This is a genomic window from Jejubacter calystegiae (assembly GCF_005671395.1).
Taxonomy (GTDB): domain Bacteria; phylum Pseudomonadota; class Gammaproteobacteria; order Enterobacterales; family Enterobacteriaceae; genus Jejubacter; species Jejubacter calystegiae.
In genome coordinates this window covers 3751410-3766742 of record NZ_CP040428.1, presented here as the reverse complement: position 1 = coordinate 3766742, position 15333 = coordinate 3751410, and the positions used below count along the sequence as shown (strand labels likewise).

Annotated in this window: 14 protein-coding genes; 7 read left to right on the top strand and 7 right to left on the bottom strand. The window is 53.0% G+C overall.

From position 1 onward, the window contains the following. Window positions 1-2 precede the first annotated feature (2 nt). Complete coding sequence (locus tag FEM41_RS17390; RefSeq protein ID WP_138097451.1) at window positions 3-1292, bottom strand: CitMHS family transporter; 1290 nt, start codon at window positions 1290-1292, stop codon at window positions 3-5. Window positions 1293-2063: 771 nt separating this feature from the next. On the opposite strand from FEM41_RS17390, the gene FEM41_RS17385 reads away from it, so the two are divergent. From FEM41_RS17385 to FEM41_RS17370, 4 genes are read left to right on the top strand one after another with little or no spacing between them, the layout of a single operon-like run. Continuing rightward, the gene (locus tag FEM41_RS17385; RefSeq protein WP_138097450.1) at window positions 2064-2540 is read left to right on the top strand and encodes a GlcG/HbpS family heme-binding protein; all 477 of its coding nucleotides are present in this window, start codon (window positions 2064-2066) and stop codon (window positions 2538-2540) included. 16 nt (window positions 2541-2556) lie between these two features. Continuing rightward, window positions 2557-3216, top strand: coding sequence for a sorbitol dehydrogenase family protein (locus FEM41_RS17380; RefSeq protein WP_241666510.1), 660 nt, complete (start codon window positions 2557-2559; stop codon window positions 3214-3216). Between the two features lie 30 nt (window positions 3217-3246). Continuing rightward, window positions 3247-4839, top strand: a complete 1593-nt coding sequence (locus tag FEM41_RS17375; protein WP_138097449.1) for a GMC family oxidoreductase — start codon at window positions 3247-3249, stop codon at window positions 4837-4839. Between the two features lie 3 nt (window positions 4840-4842). After that, window positions 4843-6249, top strand: a complete 1407-nt coding sequence (locus FEM41_RS17370; RefSeq protein ID WP_138099239.1) for a cytochrome c — start codon at window positions 4843-4845, stop codon at window positions 6247-6249. 100 nt (window positions 6250-6349) lie between these two features. Here FEM41_RS17370 and fdhA read toward each other — a convergent pair whose 3' ends face one another. After that, window positions 6350-7537 carry a formaldehyde dehydrogenase, glutathione-independent gene (fdhA, locus tag FEM41_RS17365; RefSeq protein ID WP_138097448.1) on the bottom strand — a complete coding sequence of 396 codons (1188 nt, stop codon included), beginning with the start codon at window positions 7535-7537 and terminating at the stop codon, window positions 6350-6352. A 621-nt stretch (window positions 7538-8158) separates the two neighbouring features. On the opposite strand from fdhA, the gene FEM41_RS17360 reads away from it, so the two are divergent. Then, window positions 8159-9508, top strand: a complete 1350-nt coding sequence (locus FEM41_RS17360; RefSeq protein ID WP_138097447.1) for an MFS transporter — start codon at window positions 8159-8161, stop codon at window positions 9506-9508. An 18-nt stretch (window positions 9509-9526) separates the two neighbouring features. Here FEM41_RS17360 and FEM41_RS17355 read toward each other — a convergent pair whose 3' ends face one another. Further along, window positions 9527-9889 carry a winged helix-turn-helix transcriptional regulator gene (locus FEM41_RS17355; protein WP_138097446.1) on the bottom strand — a complete coding sequence of 121 codons (363 nt, stop codon included), beginning with the start codon at window positions 9887-9889 and terminating at the stop codon, window positions 9527-9529. A gap of 93 nt (window positions 9890-9982) precedes the next feature. On the opposite strand from FEM41_RS17355, the gene FEM41_RS17350 reads away from it, so the two are divergent. After that, the gene (locus FEM41_RS17350; RefSeq protein ID WP_206665556.1) at window positions 9983-10735 is read left to right on the top strand and encodes an SDR family NAD(P)-dependent oxidoreductase; all 753 of its coding nucleotides are present in this window, start codon (window positions 9983-9985) and stop codon (window positions 10733-10735) included. A gap of 116 nt (window positions 10736-10851) precedes the next feature. Here the strand turns inward: FEM41_RS17350 and FEM41_RS17345 are convergent, their stop codons facing one another. The 4 genes from FEM41_RS17345 to FEM41_RS17325 form a co-directional block, all read right to left on the bottom strand. Next, window positions 10852-11202: a GFA family protein gene (locus tag FEM41_RS17345; RefSeq protein WP_138097444.1), complete on the bottom strand. Its 351-nt coding sequence runs from the start codon at window positions 11200-11202 to the stop codon at window positions 10852-10854. 569 nt (window positions 11203-11771) lie between these two features. Next, window positions 11772-12251 carry an Hcp family type VI secretion system effector gene (locus tag FEM41_RS17335; RefSeq protein WP_138097442.1) on the bottom strand — a complete coding sequence of 160 codons (480 nt, stop codon included), beginning with the start codon at window positions 12249-12251 and terminating at the stop codon, window positions 11772-11774. A gap of 226 nt (window positions 12252-12477) precedes the next feature. Further along, complete coding sequence (locus tag FEM41_RS17330) at window positions 12478-12873, bottom strand: hypothetical protein (RefSeq protein ID WP_138097441.1); 396 nt, start codon at window positions 12871-12873, stop codon at window positions 12478-12480. Window positions 12874-12897: 24 nt separating this feature from the next. Continuing rightward, complete coding sequence (locus tag FEM41_RS17325) at window positions 12898-13746, bottom strand: SDR family oxidoreductase (RefSeq protein WP_138097440.1); 849 nt, start codon at window positions 13744-13746, stop codon at window positions 12898-12900. A 106-nt stretch (window positions 13747-13852) separates the two neighbouring features. Between FEM41_RS17325 and FEM41_RS17320 the strand changes: the two genes are divergently transcribed. Further along, on the top strand, window positions 13853-14746 hold the full coding sequence (locus FEM41_RS17320) for a LysR family transcriptional regulator (protein ID WP_138097439.1): 894 nt from the start codon (window positions 13853-13855) through the stop codon (window positions 14744-14746). Window positions 14747-15333 lie beyond the last annotated feature (587 nt).

Here is a 15333-nt window from a genome sequence, read left to right as displayed (position 1 = left end):
ACTCACGCGGCAGCAAAGGGGATAACCCCCAGCAATAGTGATATCACTAACAGAATAAAGCAGTTTACCAGCGACCATTTAAAGGTGAAGCGTTGATTCCCGGCGTAGTCCAGTTTCAGCATACTCACCACCAGATAGGTCGACGCCACCAGCGGACTGAGGATATGCACCGGCTGACCCACCAGCGAAGCCCTGGCCATTTCAATACCGCTGATCCCGTGGTGTCTGGCGGTGTCGGCCAGTACCGGCAGCACGCCAAAATAGAATACGTCGTTGGAAACCAGCCAGGTCATCGGAATGCTCAGCAGGGCAGTCACCGGCGCCATATACGGCCCCATGGCATCCGGAATAATCTTCAGCAGCGCGGTACCGACGGCATTGACCATACCGGTGCCGGTGAACAGGCCGGTAAATACCCCGGCTGCGAAAATCAGACTGGAAACGGCCAGGATCGGCGGCGCGTGTTGTTCCAGCTGCTCTTTTTGTTGATTGAGGCCAGGAAAGTTAACCATCAGCGCCACGCAAGCCGCCAGCATAAACAGGTAGCTCAGCGGCAGGACTTCGATACACAGGCAGGCGATCAGCCCCAGGGTCAGCAGCCAGTTGAAATAGAAGGTCAGGGGTCCGCGGCCGCGATCCTGAGCCTGGGGCGCATGCACTGCCTTCCAGCTCAGACCTTCGCCCAGACGAACCCGCTCACGGCGGCCAAAAACCCATGCCAGGACAAAGGTCCAGACCACGCAGGCCAGCAGGGCGGGGATCATCGGAACAAACATATCGCCGACGTCGATATGCATGGCCGTGGCCGCCCGTGCGGTAGGACCGCCCCACGGCACCATATTGCCCAGCCCGGAAACCTGAAGCAGCAGGCAGCACACCATGGGCAGAGACAGCCCCAAACGCTGATAAATCGGCAGGAAGGCCGACAGCACGATGATGTAAATAGTGGCGCCATCGCCATCCAGCGCCACAATGAACGCCAGCAGTACGGTACCCAGGAAAATTTTCACCGGATCGCCATGAACGGCTTTCACCACTTTATTCACCAGTGGATCAAACATACCGGCTTCGGTCATGACCATAAAATAAAGCATGGCAAAAATGATCATTACGCCATTCGGGGCAACGGTACGCAATCCATCGAGCACGAACTTTCCCATTTGTGCATGAAATCCGCCCAGCAGGGCAAAAATGGTGGGGATAACGATCAGCGCCGTTAATGCGGAAAGTCGCCGGGCCATTAAGCAAAAAATAAAACAAACCAGCATCAGGATACTGAGAACGATCAGCATTGCTTGATTCCTTATCTTGTTATTTGCGCCATTATTTATGGGTCTGAACTCCTGGCGTCATTTCACTCAATCCGCTATCTAAGAGGACTTACGGGGTACATCGTCCATCAGAATACGACATGTTGGCCGTATGTTTCCATTTGGTTAATTTCAGCGATTATGACAGCGTCACCCGCTGAAAGATGGCATTGGGTTTTATCAATCCATTCCGCACAGGAATGAAAGTGCGACGCGATAACCGCCATTGCCGGTTCATCCCAGCAGGAAAGCCGTGTTTATGCGGTGATTCACGCCTTCGGCCGACCCGTTTCGACCAGAAGCGATGCCGAAAAAAACGGCCAAAATGACATCGTGACTTTGTGAGCAACAACAAAAAAACACCCCACCAGTGAACCAAATGGGGAATACCTACCAGCAGAATCGGGAGGATGTATCCATATTGTTAGCATGGCGTTGCATCCTCATGTGAGCATAAATCGCTCAGGAAAAGCAGGGGGAACCGCCATCGTGGCGATGGTGAAATGATTAACCTTCTGTAGTGAAATAATATTTCAAGCTACCATACCTCTTATTTAACAGGGGCTTTAAAGTAACGCCATTTGATTAAGCAATGACCGCTATCGATTCCTGGCAAGAATATAAACTGACGCTCAGCGGAATAAGGCACTTTTAGTTAACTCTCTCCGGCATGGATGACGTTATGTTTTTAGCCCATTAATTATTCGATATTGATAGAACAACAATACTTCTTCCCTGTAATCTGGTGGTGCTATGAAATTATTATCAACTGTCATTCTGTGCAGTGGGCTGGTGTGCGCGGCGTCCTATGCGGCAGACGCCGTAATTAATGTTGCAGTACTGAATCATCAACAGGCCCAAAAGATGGTCAGTAAAGCCGAAGAGACTATTCGCGCTCACCATATGGGGGGCGCGGTCAGCATTGTCGACAGCTTCGGTCAGCCCATTATTTTCGAAAGGCTGGATGGCGCAACGCTTGCCAATATTGAACTGGCGCCGAAGAAAGCCCATGCCGCCGTGGCATTTGGCCAACCTACCAGCAGCTTTCAGCAGAAAATCAGCGCCGGTAATGTCGCCGTGCTGGGCAATCCGGCGGTGGTGCCGCTGCCTGGCGGCGAGCCGATTAAGGTCAACGGCGTAGTGGTGGGGGCGATTGGCGTCAGTACGCCGGATGGCAAGGTCGATGCCGAAGCCGCTAAGGCCGCGCTCAGTGCGCTGAACGCTGGTTAGTCATGGAGAACGCATCATGATGAACAGACGGCGTTTTCTGCAATTAATGGTCGCCGGACCGATGATCGTATCGGCGCCGTTACAAATCCCACTGGCCCTGGCCAGTGATAATACGCCCGCCGCCACGCTGCTGCGAGCCAGCGAAATGCTGACCGGTCGCCAGGGGCTGGATGCCTCAGTCGCCGATCGTCTCTGTCAGCTGTTAAGCAAACAGAATTCTCGCTTCCCGGGCCAGCTGGCGCGTCTGATGGCGCATTTGCAGTCCGCAGGCGAAACCGATCGCCAGCGGCTGGTCGATAGCCTGGATGACGACGATATTAATACCGCGCTGGCGATTATCTCCCCCTGGTATCTGGGGTATACCGGGCATCCGTCCACCACCAAAGCGACGGATGACGCGGAATTTGTCACCTTCCTGTCAGCGTTAATGTACGAACCCACCCGCGATGTCACCCTGCGCCCGAGCTATGCCCGCGCCGGCAGCGATTACTGGGCGGAAGTACCGCAGGGCGTCAACGCGCCGCCGATGCCCGTCGGTATCCGCCAGTGGGGCGAAAACGCCCCCGCAGCGGCCAAGACCATTCCTGCTCCTGACGCCCCCTGGCTGTTAATGGTTCAGGGAAAAGCCCGCACCCTGGCCGAGGCCAACGCCCTGTTAGCGGCAGAGAAAAAATAACCATAACAACAAAATAATCAGGATCAGAACATGAGTGAATTTGACGCTGATGTGGTGATTGTCGGCTCTGGCGCGCTGGGCGCCAATGCCGCTTATCAGTTGGCGAAAGCCGGAAAATCGGTGATTATGCTGGAAGCGGGACCCTACATACCTCGCTGGAAAGTCGTTGAAAACTATCGCAATAGCGCCAGCAAACGCAACTGGTGCGCGCCTTACCCTAATCTGCCGTGGGCGCCGAATTCCTACACCGAAGGCTATGTCGATGCCAAAGGGGATGACGATTTCGATTATGTCACAAGCTACCTGCGGGTGGCCGGCGGCAGCACCCGCCACTGGGCATCGGCCTGCTGGCGCCTGCTGCCCAATGATTTCAAGATGCGCAGTGTGTATGGCGTGGGGCGCGACTGGCCTTTCACCTATGACGAACTGGAGCCCTGGTATCTGAAGGCCGAACGGGAAGTCGGCGTAGTCGGCACCGGCCAGGAGGATCAGAGCGGGCAGGGGCGCGGCCACTATCCGCCGCGCTCGGCGGAGTATCCGCTACCGCCGGAAGCCAAACCGTATATGGTTCAGCGTATCCAGGCCAGACTGGGGCCGATGGGTTACCAGGTGGTACATGAGCCTCATGCCCGCGTATCTCGTCCCTATGACGGTCGTCCCGCCTGTGCCGGAAACAACAACTGTGAGCCCATCTGCCCGATCGGCGCTATGTATTCCGGCGATATGCACGTGGATAAGGCCGTGGCGTTGGGGGTGGATCTCCGTACCGAAAGCGTCGCCTGGAAGCTGGAAAAAGGGGGAAAAGGAAAGATCGTCGCCCTGCATTACCGCAAACCCGACGGCAGCGATACCCGGCTGACGGCGAAAATCTTTATCATCGCCGCCCACGGACTGGAAACCCCCAAACTGTTGCTGATGTCTGATGTGGCCAATAGTTCCGATCAGGTCGGGCGTAATCTGATGGATCATACCGGTCTAAGCCTGACCTTCCTGGCGGATGAACCGCTGTGGACCGGTCGCGGTTCGGTACAGCATGGCTCGATCGTTAACCGCCGCGATGAACCCAGTCGCTCAAAACATTCCGCGATCCGCTATTCCCTGCGTAACCTGGTGCCTAACATCGATGTCACCGTACCGCTGCTCAAACAGGGGGTGATGGGCCCGGCGCTGGATCAGGCCATCCGCGATCGCGCTTCGCGCATCATGAACATCAGCACCATGAGCGAAACCCTACCGGACCCGACCAACCGGGTGATACCCAACTATGGCCGCAAAGACGCCATCGGCCTGCCGATGCTGACGGTCAATTACCGGCTCGATGCCTATGTCCGCGGCATGCGTGACCAGGCGAACCACGATTTCGCCAACTTCCTGAAAGCCTTTAACGGCGAAGTGATTGAAGCCCCGACCGGCTGGCGCAATCAGTATCACATTATGGGTACCACCATCATGGGCGATAGCCCAAAAGATTCGGTGGTCGACCCACAGCTGCGCAGTTGGGATCACCCAAATCTGTTCCTTGCCACCACCGGAGTGATGCCATCCTCTGCCACGGTCAATCCGACACTGACGGGAATTGCGCTGGCGCTGCGCATGGCCGACACCATTATCAGGGAGCTGTGAGTGATGAAACATTTACTGGTTTGCGCGCTGCTGTCGGCGGCAGGATTATCCTGGTGCGTATCGGCTTTCAGCGCACAACTCGAGGCATCTCCAACGCTGGTGAAGCGAGGTGAATATCTGGCTATTGCCGGTGACTGTTCAGCCTGTCACCGCAACCCGGCCGACAATAATCCCTATTCCGGGGGGGTTGCGATTGAGTCGCCGATGGGACTGATTTATGGATCTAATATCACGCCGTCAAAGCAGTTCGGTATCGGCAACTATCGTTTCGATGACTTTAAAACGGTGATGCGTGAAGGCAGGGCGCCTGGCGGCCATTATCTGTATCCGGCAATGCCCTATACCTCGTTTGCCGGGATGTCCGACGACGATCTGCTGGCGCTTTACTCATGGCTGATGTTGGGCGTTGCGCCAGATGACCATCCGGTACCGGAAACCAGACTGCCGTTTCCGTTTTCTTTCCGCCCGGTGATGGCTTTCTGGAACGCGCTGTTCCTGGACAACAGCCCGGTCACCGGAGGCGATGCGGCGTCAGGCAGCGTCGAACGCGGTGAGTATCTGGTGAAAACCCTGACCCATTGTTCCACCTGCCACACACCGCGCAACAGCATGATGGGCGAAGAGAACGATCGGTTCCTTTCTGGCGGTAAAGTAGGGAGCTGGACAGCCCCCAATATCACCCCGGACCCGCAGGCCGGGATAGGTAACTGGAGCGAAGCGGAGCTGGTCACGTATCTGCGCAGCGGCACACTGCACGGCAAAGCCGTTGCCGGGGGAGAAATGGGCACCGCGGTACAGAACTCATTCTCACAGATGCAGGAAAGCGATCTGCAGGCGATTACCCGCTATATCCGGCAGCTCCCGGCTATTTCCGGGCCGCCGCGTCACCGTTCGGGTAACAATCGACCCGTTGCGGTACTTGCCGATGTCGAGACCGGCATTCATCACGGACTGAACGGCTATCTGTCCCGGGACGGAATGACCGGCGCCCGGTTATACAACGGCGCCTGCGCATCCTGCCACGCCAGCGATGGCCGGGGAACCAGCGATGGGTTTTATCCGCCGCTGGCAGGATCGTCCGCGGTGACATCGCCAGACCCGTCGAACCTGATTATGACTATGGCTGAAGGCATCGATCGTCACACCGCCGCAGGCCATGCATTTATGCCGGAATTTAAAACCCAGTTGACTACGGAAGAACTGGCCAGGCTCGCCAGCTATGTCAGCCAGACCTTTGGTGGCACCACAACCACCATCACGCCGGAGGTTGTCGAACAGACGCTAAAAGGCGAGGGCGGCGGCAGTTGGCTGATTCGCTATGCCAGCGCGCTGAGCTGGGCCGGAATCGGTGTGGTTATTCTGCTGGGGCTATGGAGCACAATCGCCTGGCGCCGCAGACACCGCAAGTGAAACCCGAACATCAAAATACCCCGACATAGCTGAAATCCGGGCAGTAAGCTGACCTGACAGATAACGGTATCATCCCCGCTATCCGTCAGGTCACCATCGGTCAGGCGATTAATCCGTGCGGATCCAGCACGTATTTCGCTGCAACACCGGCATCAAAGCTGGCATAACCTTCAGCCGCGCTTTCCAGCGGGATAACCTTCGCATTCACAATTTTGGCGATGGGCAGGCGGTCGTGCAAAATGGCATTCATCAGCTGGCGGTTATAGCGTAAAACCGGCGTCTGCCCGGTATGCAGAGTTTGCGCCTTAGACCAGCCCAGCCCGAATTTCAGGCTCAGGGAGCCTTCGCGTGCGGCTTTCTCGTCGGCTCCCGGATCATCCGTCACATAAAGTCCCGGGATCCCGATATTCCCGGCCACCCGGGTGATGTCCATCATGCTGTTCAGTACCACCGCAGGCTGCTCCTTACCTGAATGGCCCCGAGCTTCAAAGCCTACCGCATCAATAGCCGAGTCGACCTCCGGTACGCCAACCACTTCGGCGATCATTTCGCCCAGACGGTCATGCTGACTTAAGTCGATAGGGACAAACCCCATTTTTTCAGCATGTGCCAGCCGTTCTTTATTGAAGTCACCAACCATTACCACCGCGGAGCCCAGAATTTGCGCAGAGGCTGCGGATGCCAGACCCACCGGACCGGCACCGGCGACATAGGTCACCGAGCCAACGCCTACTCCTGCGGTTATCGCGCCGTGAAACCCCGTTGGCAGGATGTCGGAAAGCATGGTCAGATCCAGAATCTTTGCCAGCGCCTGTTCACGGTCAGGGAATTTGAGCAGGTTGAAATCGGCATACGGGACCATCACATATTTGGCCTGCCCACCGACCCAGCCTCCCATATCCACATAGCCGAATGCGCCCCCGGCACGCGCCGGGTTAACGGTCAGGCAGACGCCGGTGTCGAGCTCACGACAGCAGCGACAGCGGCCGCACGCCACGTTAAAGGGGACAGAGACAATATCGCCAACGTTGAGCATTTCAACATCGGAGCCTTTTTCAATAATTTCGCCGGTAATTTCATGCCCCAGAACCATACCCGCCGGGGCGGTTGTCCGGCCGCGAACCATATGCTGATCGGACCCACAGATGTTGGTCGACAGCACTTTGATAATCACGGCGTGGTCGATTTTCTTTCCCGAGGGGCTGACGAATTTCGGATCGTCAATATCCATGACTTCTACGTTGCCCGGGCCCTGGTATACAACGCCTCTGTTTGATGAGTGTCCCATAATTGCTCCATATCGTGCTGATTAAGATGTCTATCTCAGATAGCAGATGGGCACTAATTACCGCGATAGCGCATCCGGGTCTGCACGGTCAGTCTATTTGGGGTCAGAATGTGAAAATGCTCTGATAACGACATCGGTAATTGCGATAACCAGCCTGATAACGACATCTGTAAAATATATGATGTAAAACGTGAGGCGAGGGCGACCGCTACGGAGATCTTCAAAATAAAAAACGACACTGAGATATCTGAAAGCGACAATAAAATAAATAATTCGCCCATCTTCTTTATTCTCATAAAGGAAATTAATATGACAGGGATACCCAAGGCAACACATTGATATTTATCATATTATTTTTTTGGTATCGCACCATCGATTTCAGAAGGCGTTATATTCCAGCAGTTTCGTTGAACGCATAAAAACTTTATGTCACGCTATCGTTATATTTATTGGTTGTGGTTTTTTGTCCCCCCGCATTAACCACGCGGTTAGTGATTGATTAATACTGTGGCGTTAACTTTAAAAACAATATCGTATTTTTCTGTAGCTATACAGGGGTGCGTATACATCTGCGACTTTAACTCACGTCTGGTTATCACACTCAGGCAGGGAGATAACTCTATGAATAATATGACACCGGTTTCCAAATCGACGCTTCGCAAAGTGACAACAGCCGCCGCGATAGGGAATTTTGTCGAATGGTTTGATTTCGCCGTTTATGGTTTTCTTGCCACCATTATCGCCCAACAATTCTTTGCGCCAGACCTGGCGCAGGCGGCATTGTTGCAAACATTTGCGGTCTTTGCCGTGGCTTTTGCACTGCGTCCACTGGGTGGCGTGATATTTGGCCTGCTGGGTGATAAATTTGGCCGCAAGCGTATTTTGTCGTTAACGGTATTGCTGATGGCGGCGTCAACCACCGTGATTGGTCTGCTGCCTGGCTATGCCAGTATGGGTATGCTGGCACCGCTGTTTCTGACACTGGCCCGATGCGTTCAGGGGTTCTCGGCCGGTGGCGAATATGCCGGAGCCTGTGCCTATGTCATGGAGCATTCCCCCAACCACAAACGCGCCTGGTATGGTAGCTTTATCACAGTCTCCACGTTTGCCGCCTTCGCTGCGGCTGCGATATTGACTTACCTGTTGGATACCAGTCTTAGCGAGGAACAGATGAGCAGTTGGGGATGGCGTATTCCTTTCCTGGTGGCGGCTCCGCTTGGCCTGGTGGGGGTTTATTTACGACTGCGCATGGAAGAGACACCGGCATTCCGTGCGGCACTGGCGGAATCAGACAGTGCGCATGCGCCAGTAAGCGAAACGTTACGCCAGCAGGCGGGAAATATTCTGCGGCTGGGGGCTTTTATTGCGTTAACCGCGCTGTCGTTTTACATGTTCACGACCTATTTTTCCACCTTTCTGCAGCTGGAAGGGGGCATGAACCGGGCCTCTGCATTGATGGTTTCGACTATTGCGCTGTTGTTTGCCGCCGGGGCCTGCCCAGTAGCCGGTACGCTTTGCGATTGCATCGGGCGCAAGAAAACCATCGCGCTGACCGGCACCTGGGTGATTATCAGCGTCTGGCCAGCCTGGCAGTTAGCCAGTTCAGGGCATTTGTGGGCAGCCATTATCGGCGATCTGCTATTAGCGACCGGCGCCGTGCTGTCCGGCGTGGTAACGGCCGCGCTGCTGTCTGAAGTTTTTCCCACCCGGGCGCGCTATACCGCATCTGCCATTACCTACAATCTGGCCTATACGATTTTTGGCGGCACGGCTCCCTTAGTGGCAACCTGGCTTATCGCTTACACCGGCAGCGGCGTTTCGCCCGCATTTTATCTGGCACTGGTGGCGGTACTAGCTCTGGCAGGGGGGTTAGCACTGCCGGAAACCTCGCGCATCTCGCTACACGGAGAGCGGGAGGTTTCGCAGGCAGGGTCGCGGTTCAGTTCGTTGAAGGCGGGGGCGGATAATTGAAAAACGCTTTTTACCCGTTTACTGGCGAGCGCTCTGCGGCTTCTCTCGATTATGTACGATATTTTCAATCTGCTCCGTATGCCGCTCGCCCCACTGACAGAGCGGCGCTAACGCACGGGCCAGGGAGTCGCCGAAACAGGTTAAGGCGTATTCAACTCTGGGCGGAATTTCGCCGTAGTCGGTGCGTTCAACGACACCATCTTGCTGAAGTTCTTTCAGCTGTTGAATCAATACCTTGTCGCTTACGCTTCCAATAGCGCGCTTCAGCTCTCCATAACGATGCACTTCATGGGCAAGGTGAAACAGTACCAGCGGTTTCCACTTTCCGCTGAGTACCGCCAAAGCCGCTTCCAGACCGCATTTGAATTTTTGATTTAGCATAAATTCTCATCCGCCAGGTACTTACCAAAAGGTGCATACTATACTAAATGTTCAACGCTGTTTATGCTATGACCTTCCACCTTTGAGGAGGACATTATGAGTAGATTAGCGGGAAAAATCGCGGTGATTACCGGCGGAAATAGCGGTATAGGTCTGGCTACGGCCAGGCGCTTTGCCCGGGAAGGCGCGCAGGTGGTCATCATTGGGCGCCGTCAGAAAGAACTTGATGAAGCCATTGTGCTGATAGGTCATGAGGCGCTTGCGATTCAGGGCGACATATCGAAGATGGCCGATCTGGAACGTATTTTTTCTCGCATCCAGCAAGTGAAAGGAAAAGTTGACATCCTCTTCGCTAATGCGGGCCTGGGAGAGCTGCAACCGCTTGGCGCGATTACCGAGGAATCGTATGAGGATACGTTTAACGTTAACGTAAAAGGGACGCTGTTTACCATACAAAAGGCACTGCCGCTTATGTCGCAAGGCAGTTCGATTATTCTGACCGGTTCGACAACCGGGTCAATGGGTACACCGGCATTTAGCGTTTACAGCGCGTCGAAAGCGGCAATTCGCAACTTTGCCAGAAGCTGGGCGCTGGATCTGCAGGGAACGGGGATCCGCGTAAATGTGCTATCGCCAGGTTCCACAGCGACGCCAGGGCTGTTTAATGTCCTGGAGAGTTCAGGGCAAAAAGAGAGTTTACTGACCAGTTTCGCTCAGGGAGCGCCGCTTGGACGCATTGGCGATTCGGATGAGATCGCCGCTGTCGCCTTATTCCTGGCCTCTGACGAGAGCAGCTTTATGACCGGCAGCGAAGTCTTCGTTGACGGTGGGCTGGCACAAATTTAAGTGATATACACCTGCAGGGGCGAATAATCGAACATTTTTAACGACGCGCTCTGGTGAAATCTGCAGGGTAATCCATGGCAATGGATGACAGATTTCACGTAGCGCGATCGTTTGTTTTAAAGGCTGGCGCCGTCATGATGCCGAATCTGCAGTTTATCCAGATCCAGGTCGGGGACGCAGCGTAAATTGATGGCATACATCTCATTGCCATCGGGCGTTTTGGCGTGAGCGAAAGCTTCGGAGCCACAGACCTGGCAGAACTGATGGTGGATCTGGCGCGAGTTAAACAGATAAGTGGTTAGCCGATCCTGGCCACTGTTAAGAGTGAATGCATCGACCGGAAAGAAAGCCAGCAGCGATCCTTTGCGACGACAAATGGAGCAATTACAGCTCAGCGCTTTTTCTGGCAGTTCGGCGTCGACCGTGAAGGTGACGGCGCCGCAGTGACAGCTACCTTGAAAGGACATGGTGTTTGCCTGTAAAAGTGAGTGGAACTATAACTATAGACGCCAGCGGCCAACAGAAATGAAACCCGTGCATCATAACCAGGCGCTGCAAAAAAACCGGGATAATGGGGAAGGGAATGGCAATTCAATCAGAGGGCATCAATCCGTGGCGTCTGGTGCGTATTCATATATTCGATTTAACATAATATACATTATGCGCACCAATGATAAGGATGGCAGAATCTGGTGGGAATCGTTTACACTGGCCGTCAACTGGCTACTATCGACAGTGATTCAAAATCATCCGTTTCTCCAGACGAATCAGAATCAAATGTCTGTCAGCAGTAAGTGAACGGCCTGACCTCACCAATCAGGCCTTTCATCCAGTTGCAGTTGGTAAATCTGTACCTGATACACGAGAATCAAACACCACCTCTTCAGTGCCATCACCATGATGCCGGACAATCAGGTAATCGGATTGTGGGTTCTGGCTCTCATCTTCATGAGCAGCAAAAGAATTGCCAAGCCCGCTGGCCGTTCTTCATGTTAGCCTGAAAACCGGATAAAGAAATCCATCGACAAATTGGGAGTTAATAGTGAGCTCTATCGTTCCAGCTATCTTTGTAGATTATGTTGCCGTCTACATATTTCCAGGTAATAGCCTCATATCTAAATTGTACTGTTTCTAAGTGAGTGCCTGTAACCCCACCAGGATGAAGATTAGGAGTTATTGCAGTGATCTTTACATTATCGAACAAAATATTGAAGTATTCGGCTTCTGTTCCGGCTTCTGTGATTCTATACATCTTTATTGTTGCTGATTTTAGTGTTTGCCCCTCACTTAAGGCCCTGTAAAGGAAAGGCGTTACTCTATCAAATTCTTTTTGAATTGTTATAGGGCTATGAACTCTTGTACCTGTCAGGCGTCCTGTATTCCCATCAGTGGGTATGTGCATATGATGAACAACAGTGATAAGCTCTACAGCTCCAACCCTTCCAGAAAATAAACTACCTCCTGTTACAGGAGAGCCGTTACTGTCAGTTAGCCAAAGATAAGCGGGATTAGACATAATATTTCATTTCCTTATTAAACAATATCAACCCTTTATTTTCTTATATATCGAATCCAGGATTTTAGTTAATACCAGGACAACTACTAAGAGTATTGCAATATATAAGAGCCTTTCCGGCCAGGTATCAAAATAAACAATGCAAAACAGAGAGCCCCACACCATTACCCCACTCATCATTCCAACTGTGAGTGACAAAAAAGATCCAAGCAATGAAAATTTTAATTTACCCATGACCACTATTAACCTTCTTTTCAACCATATTTATTATGGTGTTAAAAGCATCCTCTCCCTCAGTTCTCCTGACTCTAGTAGCATCCACAAAGGGCTTAAGTGCTGGTTCAAGAATGAAGTATAGCAAATCATAATCCTTAGCTCTTAGTTTATAATATAATTGAGGGTCTTCATCCCTTAGTTTTTCAGAGGTTCTTATGCAGCGTTCGGTCATTCCACCTATAAGCAGTAAGTTACCTATAACCCCGCCTCTCAATGCAACAAATAGTGAACCTTTGCCAGCTATTGCTTTCGCTATGGCATTGCAAATAACAGAATTACGCGGTAAGCAGTCATCGGTCAGCTCTTTACAGGAAAAATTAATCTGCGCGCGGCAGAGGACATTCACTCATCCTCTGCCCGCGCGTTAATTTTAATATAAAGCAAGCTCTTCCGGGCTAAAGTCCGCCGCTGTGGCGCTCTGTTGCTGATTTCGCAGTTCAGCAAGGCGCGATTCCAGCGCGCGACTTACCCCCGCATGGGCCTCTGCCCCCAGAATTAAGCGCAGCGGCGGTGAAGGCTGCCCGGCTGCATCCAGCATGGCATCGGCCATACGAACCGGATCGCCTTTAATGACCCAGCTCCCCTCTTCAAATGCCTGCCGAAGTTGCGCCGCCGGAGTGTCTGCGTACTCAGCTAATGACGCAGGCCGAACCAACGAACCGCCAAAACCGGTGCGGGTAGGCCCTGGCTCAACTAACACAAAATCGATCCCGAAGGTTCTGACCTCCTGCGCCACCGATTCCACAAAACCCTCTATGCCCCATTTGGATGCATGATAGAGGCTGAAGCCCGGGTAGGCTATCTGCCCCCCTTCGCTGGAAACCTGCAGGATACGCCCTCCTCCCTGAGCACGGAGATATGGCAGAGCGGCGCGAATCAGTACAATCGCACCAATCAGATTGGTATCAATGATATCGCGCAGATGCTGGTCGCTGGTTTCTTCCGCCGCGCCAAAAACGCCATACCCGGCATTACTGACGATGCGGTCTATCCGCCCGGATAGCCGGAATGCTTCAGCAACGGCAGCGCTGATGCCCCGGGTATCCCGCAGATCAACCTGAAGCGGCCGGAACTGTTCGGGATAGCGCTGCTGGAGATCCTCTGTTTTGCGCGGATCACGCGTCAGTGCCACCACGCTATCGCCGCGGGCAGTGAGTTTTTCAGCAAGAATACGGCCAATGCCAGAAGATACGCCGCTAATCATCCAGGTCTGAGTCATAAAGCCTCCAGTGTCGGTTTACGTTAACAGGATCTCAATACTGGACCGACAGGATTGTTTATTCTATACACACAATATCGAATAAACTGTTGGTGAAAATTCAACAATGGCGCAACCCTCATTCAACGATCTGAACGCGTTTATCACCATTGCGGAGTGCGGCAGCTTTCGCAAAGCGGCCCAGATGTTAAACCTCTCCCCCTCATCGCTCAGCCACACCATCAGACAACTCGAACAAAGACTGGGCATTCGGCTGTTTAACCGCACAACGCGTAGCGTGGCGCTAACCGAGGCAGGCCATAACCTGCGCGCCCGGCTGGCGCCTGCGTTACAGGAGGTCGACCTCGCCCTGCAGAGTGTGGATCGATTTCGGGCCGCTCCGGCTGGCAAGCTGCGCATCAATGCTCCCGAAATGGCGGCTGAGCTTTTGCTACATCATGTGGTTCCCCAGTTTCTGGCGCGCTTTCCGGATGTCTCCATCGATATTGTGGTCGAGGGGCGGCTTGTTGATATTGTCGCGGAAGGGTTTGATGCCGGGATTCGGCTGGGAGAGTCCCTGGCACAGGGAATGAACGCCGTGCGTCTTGGCGGAACGGCGCGCTTTATCGCCGTGGCCGCGCCCGATTATCTGGCCAGACGTGGGCGGCCCAGTGTCCCGGACGATCTCGCCCTCCATGACGGCATCCGGCATCAGATGCCCAGCGGCAGGCTCTATCAGTGGGAGTTTTCGCGCCAGGGACAGGAGATCGTCATCGATGTTCCTGGTCGCATCACGCTGAATACCATCCCTTTGATGATTAGCGCCGCCGTCAGCGGACTTGGCGTTGCCTATGTCCCGGAAGACGCGGTGTTATCGGAACTGCAATCTGGCCGTCTCGAACAACTTCTCGACGACTGGTGCCCCAGGATCCCTGGCTTTTATTTGTATTTTCCCGGTAGCCGTCAAATGCCGCCAGCGCTACGGGCATTTATCGATACCATAAACGAAGTGATGAATTAGCGGCAGATTATCGTTAATACTTTGCGCTTATCCTCAGCAAGAATAAGGATTATTTATTTTTGATCTCCCTCACATCTAAAGTAAATTATGTGAGCTATATCATTATTAAAAATCGATGAGTTAACAGGTCAATAGCATTAAGCGTAACGCCAGCTAGCCCGTGCGACCAGGAACCATCTTAAAAACGGGTGTACAGGTTTATTAACCGCTTTGCTATAGATTCAATGTTGCCTAAAAATCAATCAAATAGACATCACTCTACGCCTTGCGCAATGCCCCTTAAAGAAAAGAAAACGCCCGACTGGAATAGTGTTTTATTCCATTATTCCAGTTGTTAATTTTGCACAAAAGCGGTTTTATTCGCATTGTGCATTGGCATTTACTGAAGGAATTATCAATAACAACATAAATAAAAGATATGTAATCGGGGTTATTTCATAACGTTTTGTTGTTATCCAGGTATTTATTGCCAATTGCCATCACAACAGAAAAAAATGAATAATTACGGCGCTGAAACAGAAATTATTTTTTCATGCTTTCTCTTATCTTCAAAGCATCTCATGTGCCCTTACCCGTGTCGTTGGGGC

What these genes read in the sequence shown, in the direction of transcription:
- fdhA (WP_138097448.1), bottom strand. Translation starts at nt 7,537, where the DNA reads ATGGGACACTCATCAAACAGAGGCGTTGTATACCAGGGCCCGGGCAAC.
- FEM41_RS17390 (WP_138097451.1), bottom strand. Translation starts at nt 1,292, where the DNA reads ATGCTGATCGTTCTCAGTATCCTGATGCTGGTTTGTTTTATTTTTTGC.
- FEM41_RS17375 (WP_138097449.1), top strand. Translation starts at nt 3,247, where the DNA reads ATGAGTGAATTTGACGCTGATGTGGTGATTGTCGGCTCTGGCGCGCTG.
- FEM41_RS17355 (WP_138097446.1), bottom strand. Translation starts at nt 9,889, where the DNA reads ATGCTAAATCAAAAATTCAAATGCGGTCTGGAAGCGGCTTTGGCGGTA.
- FEM41_RS17370 (WP_138099239.1), top strand. Translation starts at nt 4,843, where the DNA reads ATGAAACATTTACTGGTTTGCGCGCTGCTGTCGGCGGCAGGATTATCC.
- FEM41_RS17325 (WP_138097440.1), bottom strand. Translation starts at nt 13,746, where the DNA reads ATGACTCAGACCTGGATGATTAGCGGCGTATCTTCTGGCATTGGCCGT.
- FEM41_RS17335 (WP_138097442.1), bottom strand. Translation starts at nt 12,251, where the DNA reads ATGTCTAATCCCGCTTATCTTTGGCTAACTGACAGTAACGGCTCTCCT.
- FEM41_RS17385 (WP_138097450.1), top strand. Translation starts at nt 2,064, where the DNA reads ATGAAATTATTATCAACTGTCATTCTGTGCAGTGGGCTGGTGTGCGCG.
- FEM41_RS17345 (WP_138097444.1), bottom strand. Translation starts at nt 11,202, where the DNA reads ATGTCCTTTCAAGGTAGCTGTCACTGCGGCGCCGTCACCTTCACGGTC.
- FEM41_RS17380 (WP_241666510.1), top strand. Translation starts at nt 2,557, where the DNA reads ATGATGAACAGACGGCGTTTTCTGCAATTAATGGTCGCCGGACCGATG.
- FEM41_RS17360 (WP_138097447.1), top strand. Translation starts at nt 8,159, where the DNA reads ATGAATAATATGACACCGGTTTCCAAATCGACGCTTCGCAAAGTGACA.
- FEM41_RS17320 (WP_138097439.1), top strand. Translation starts at nt 13,853, where the DNA reads ATGGCGCAACCCTCATTCAACGATCTGAACGCGTTTATCACCATTGCG.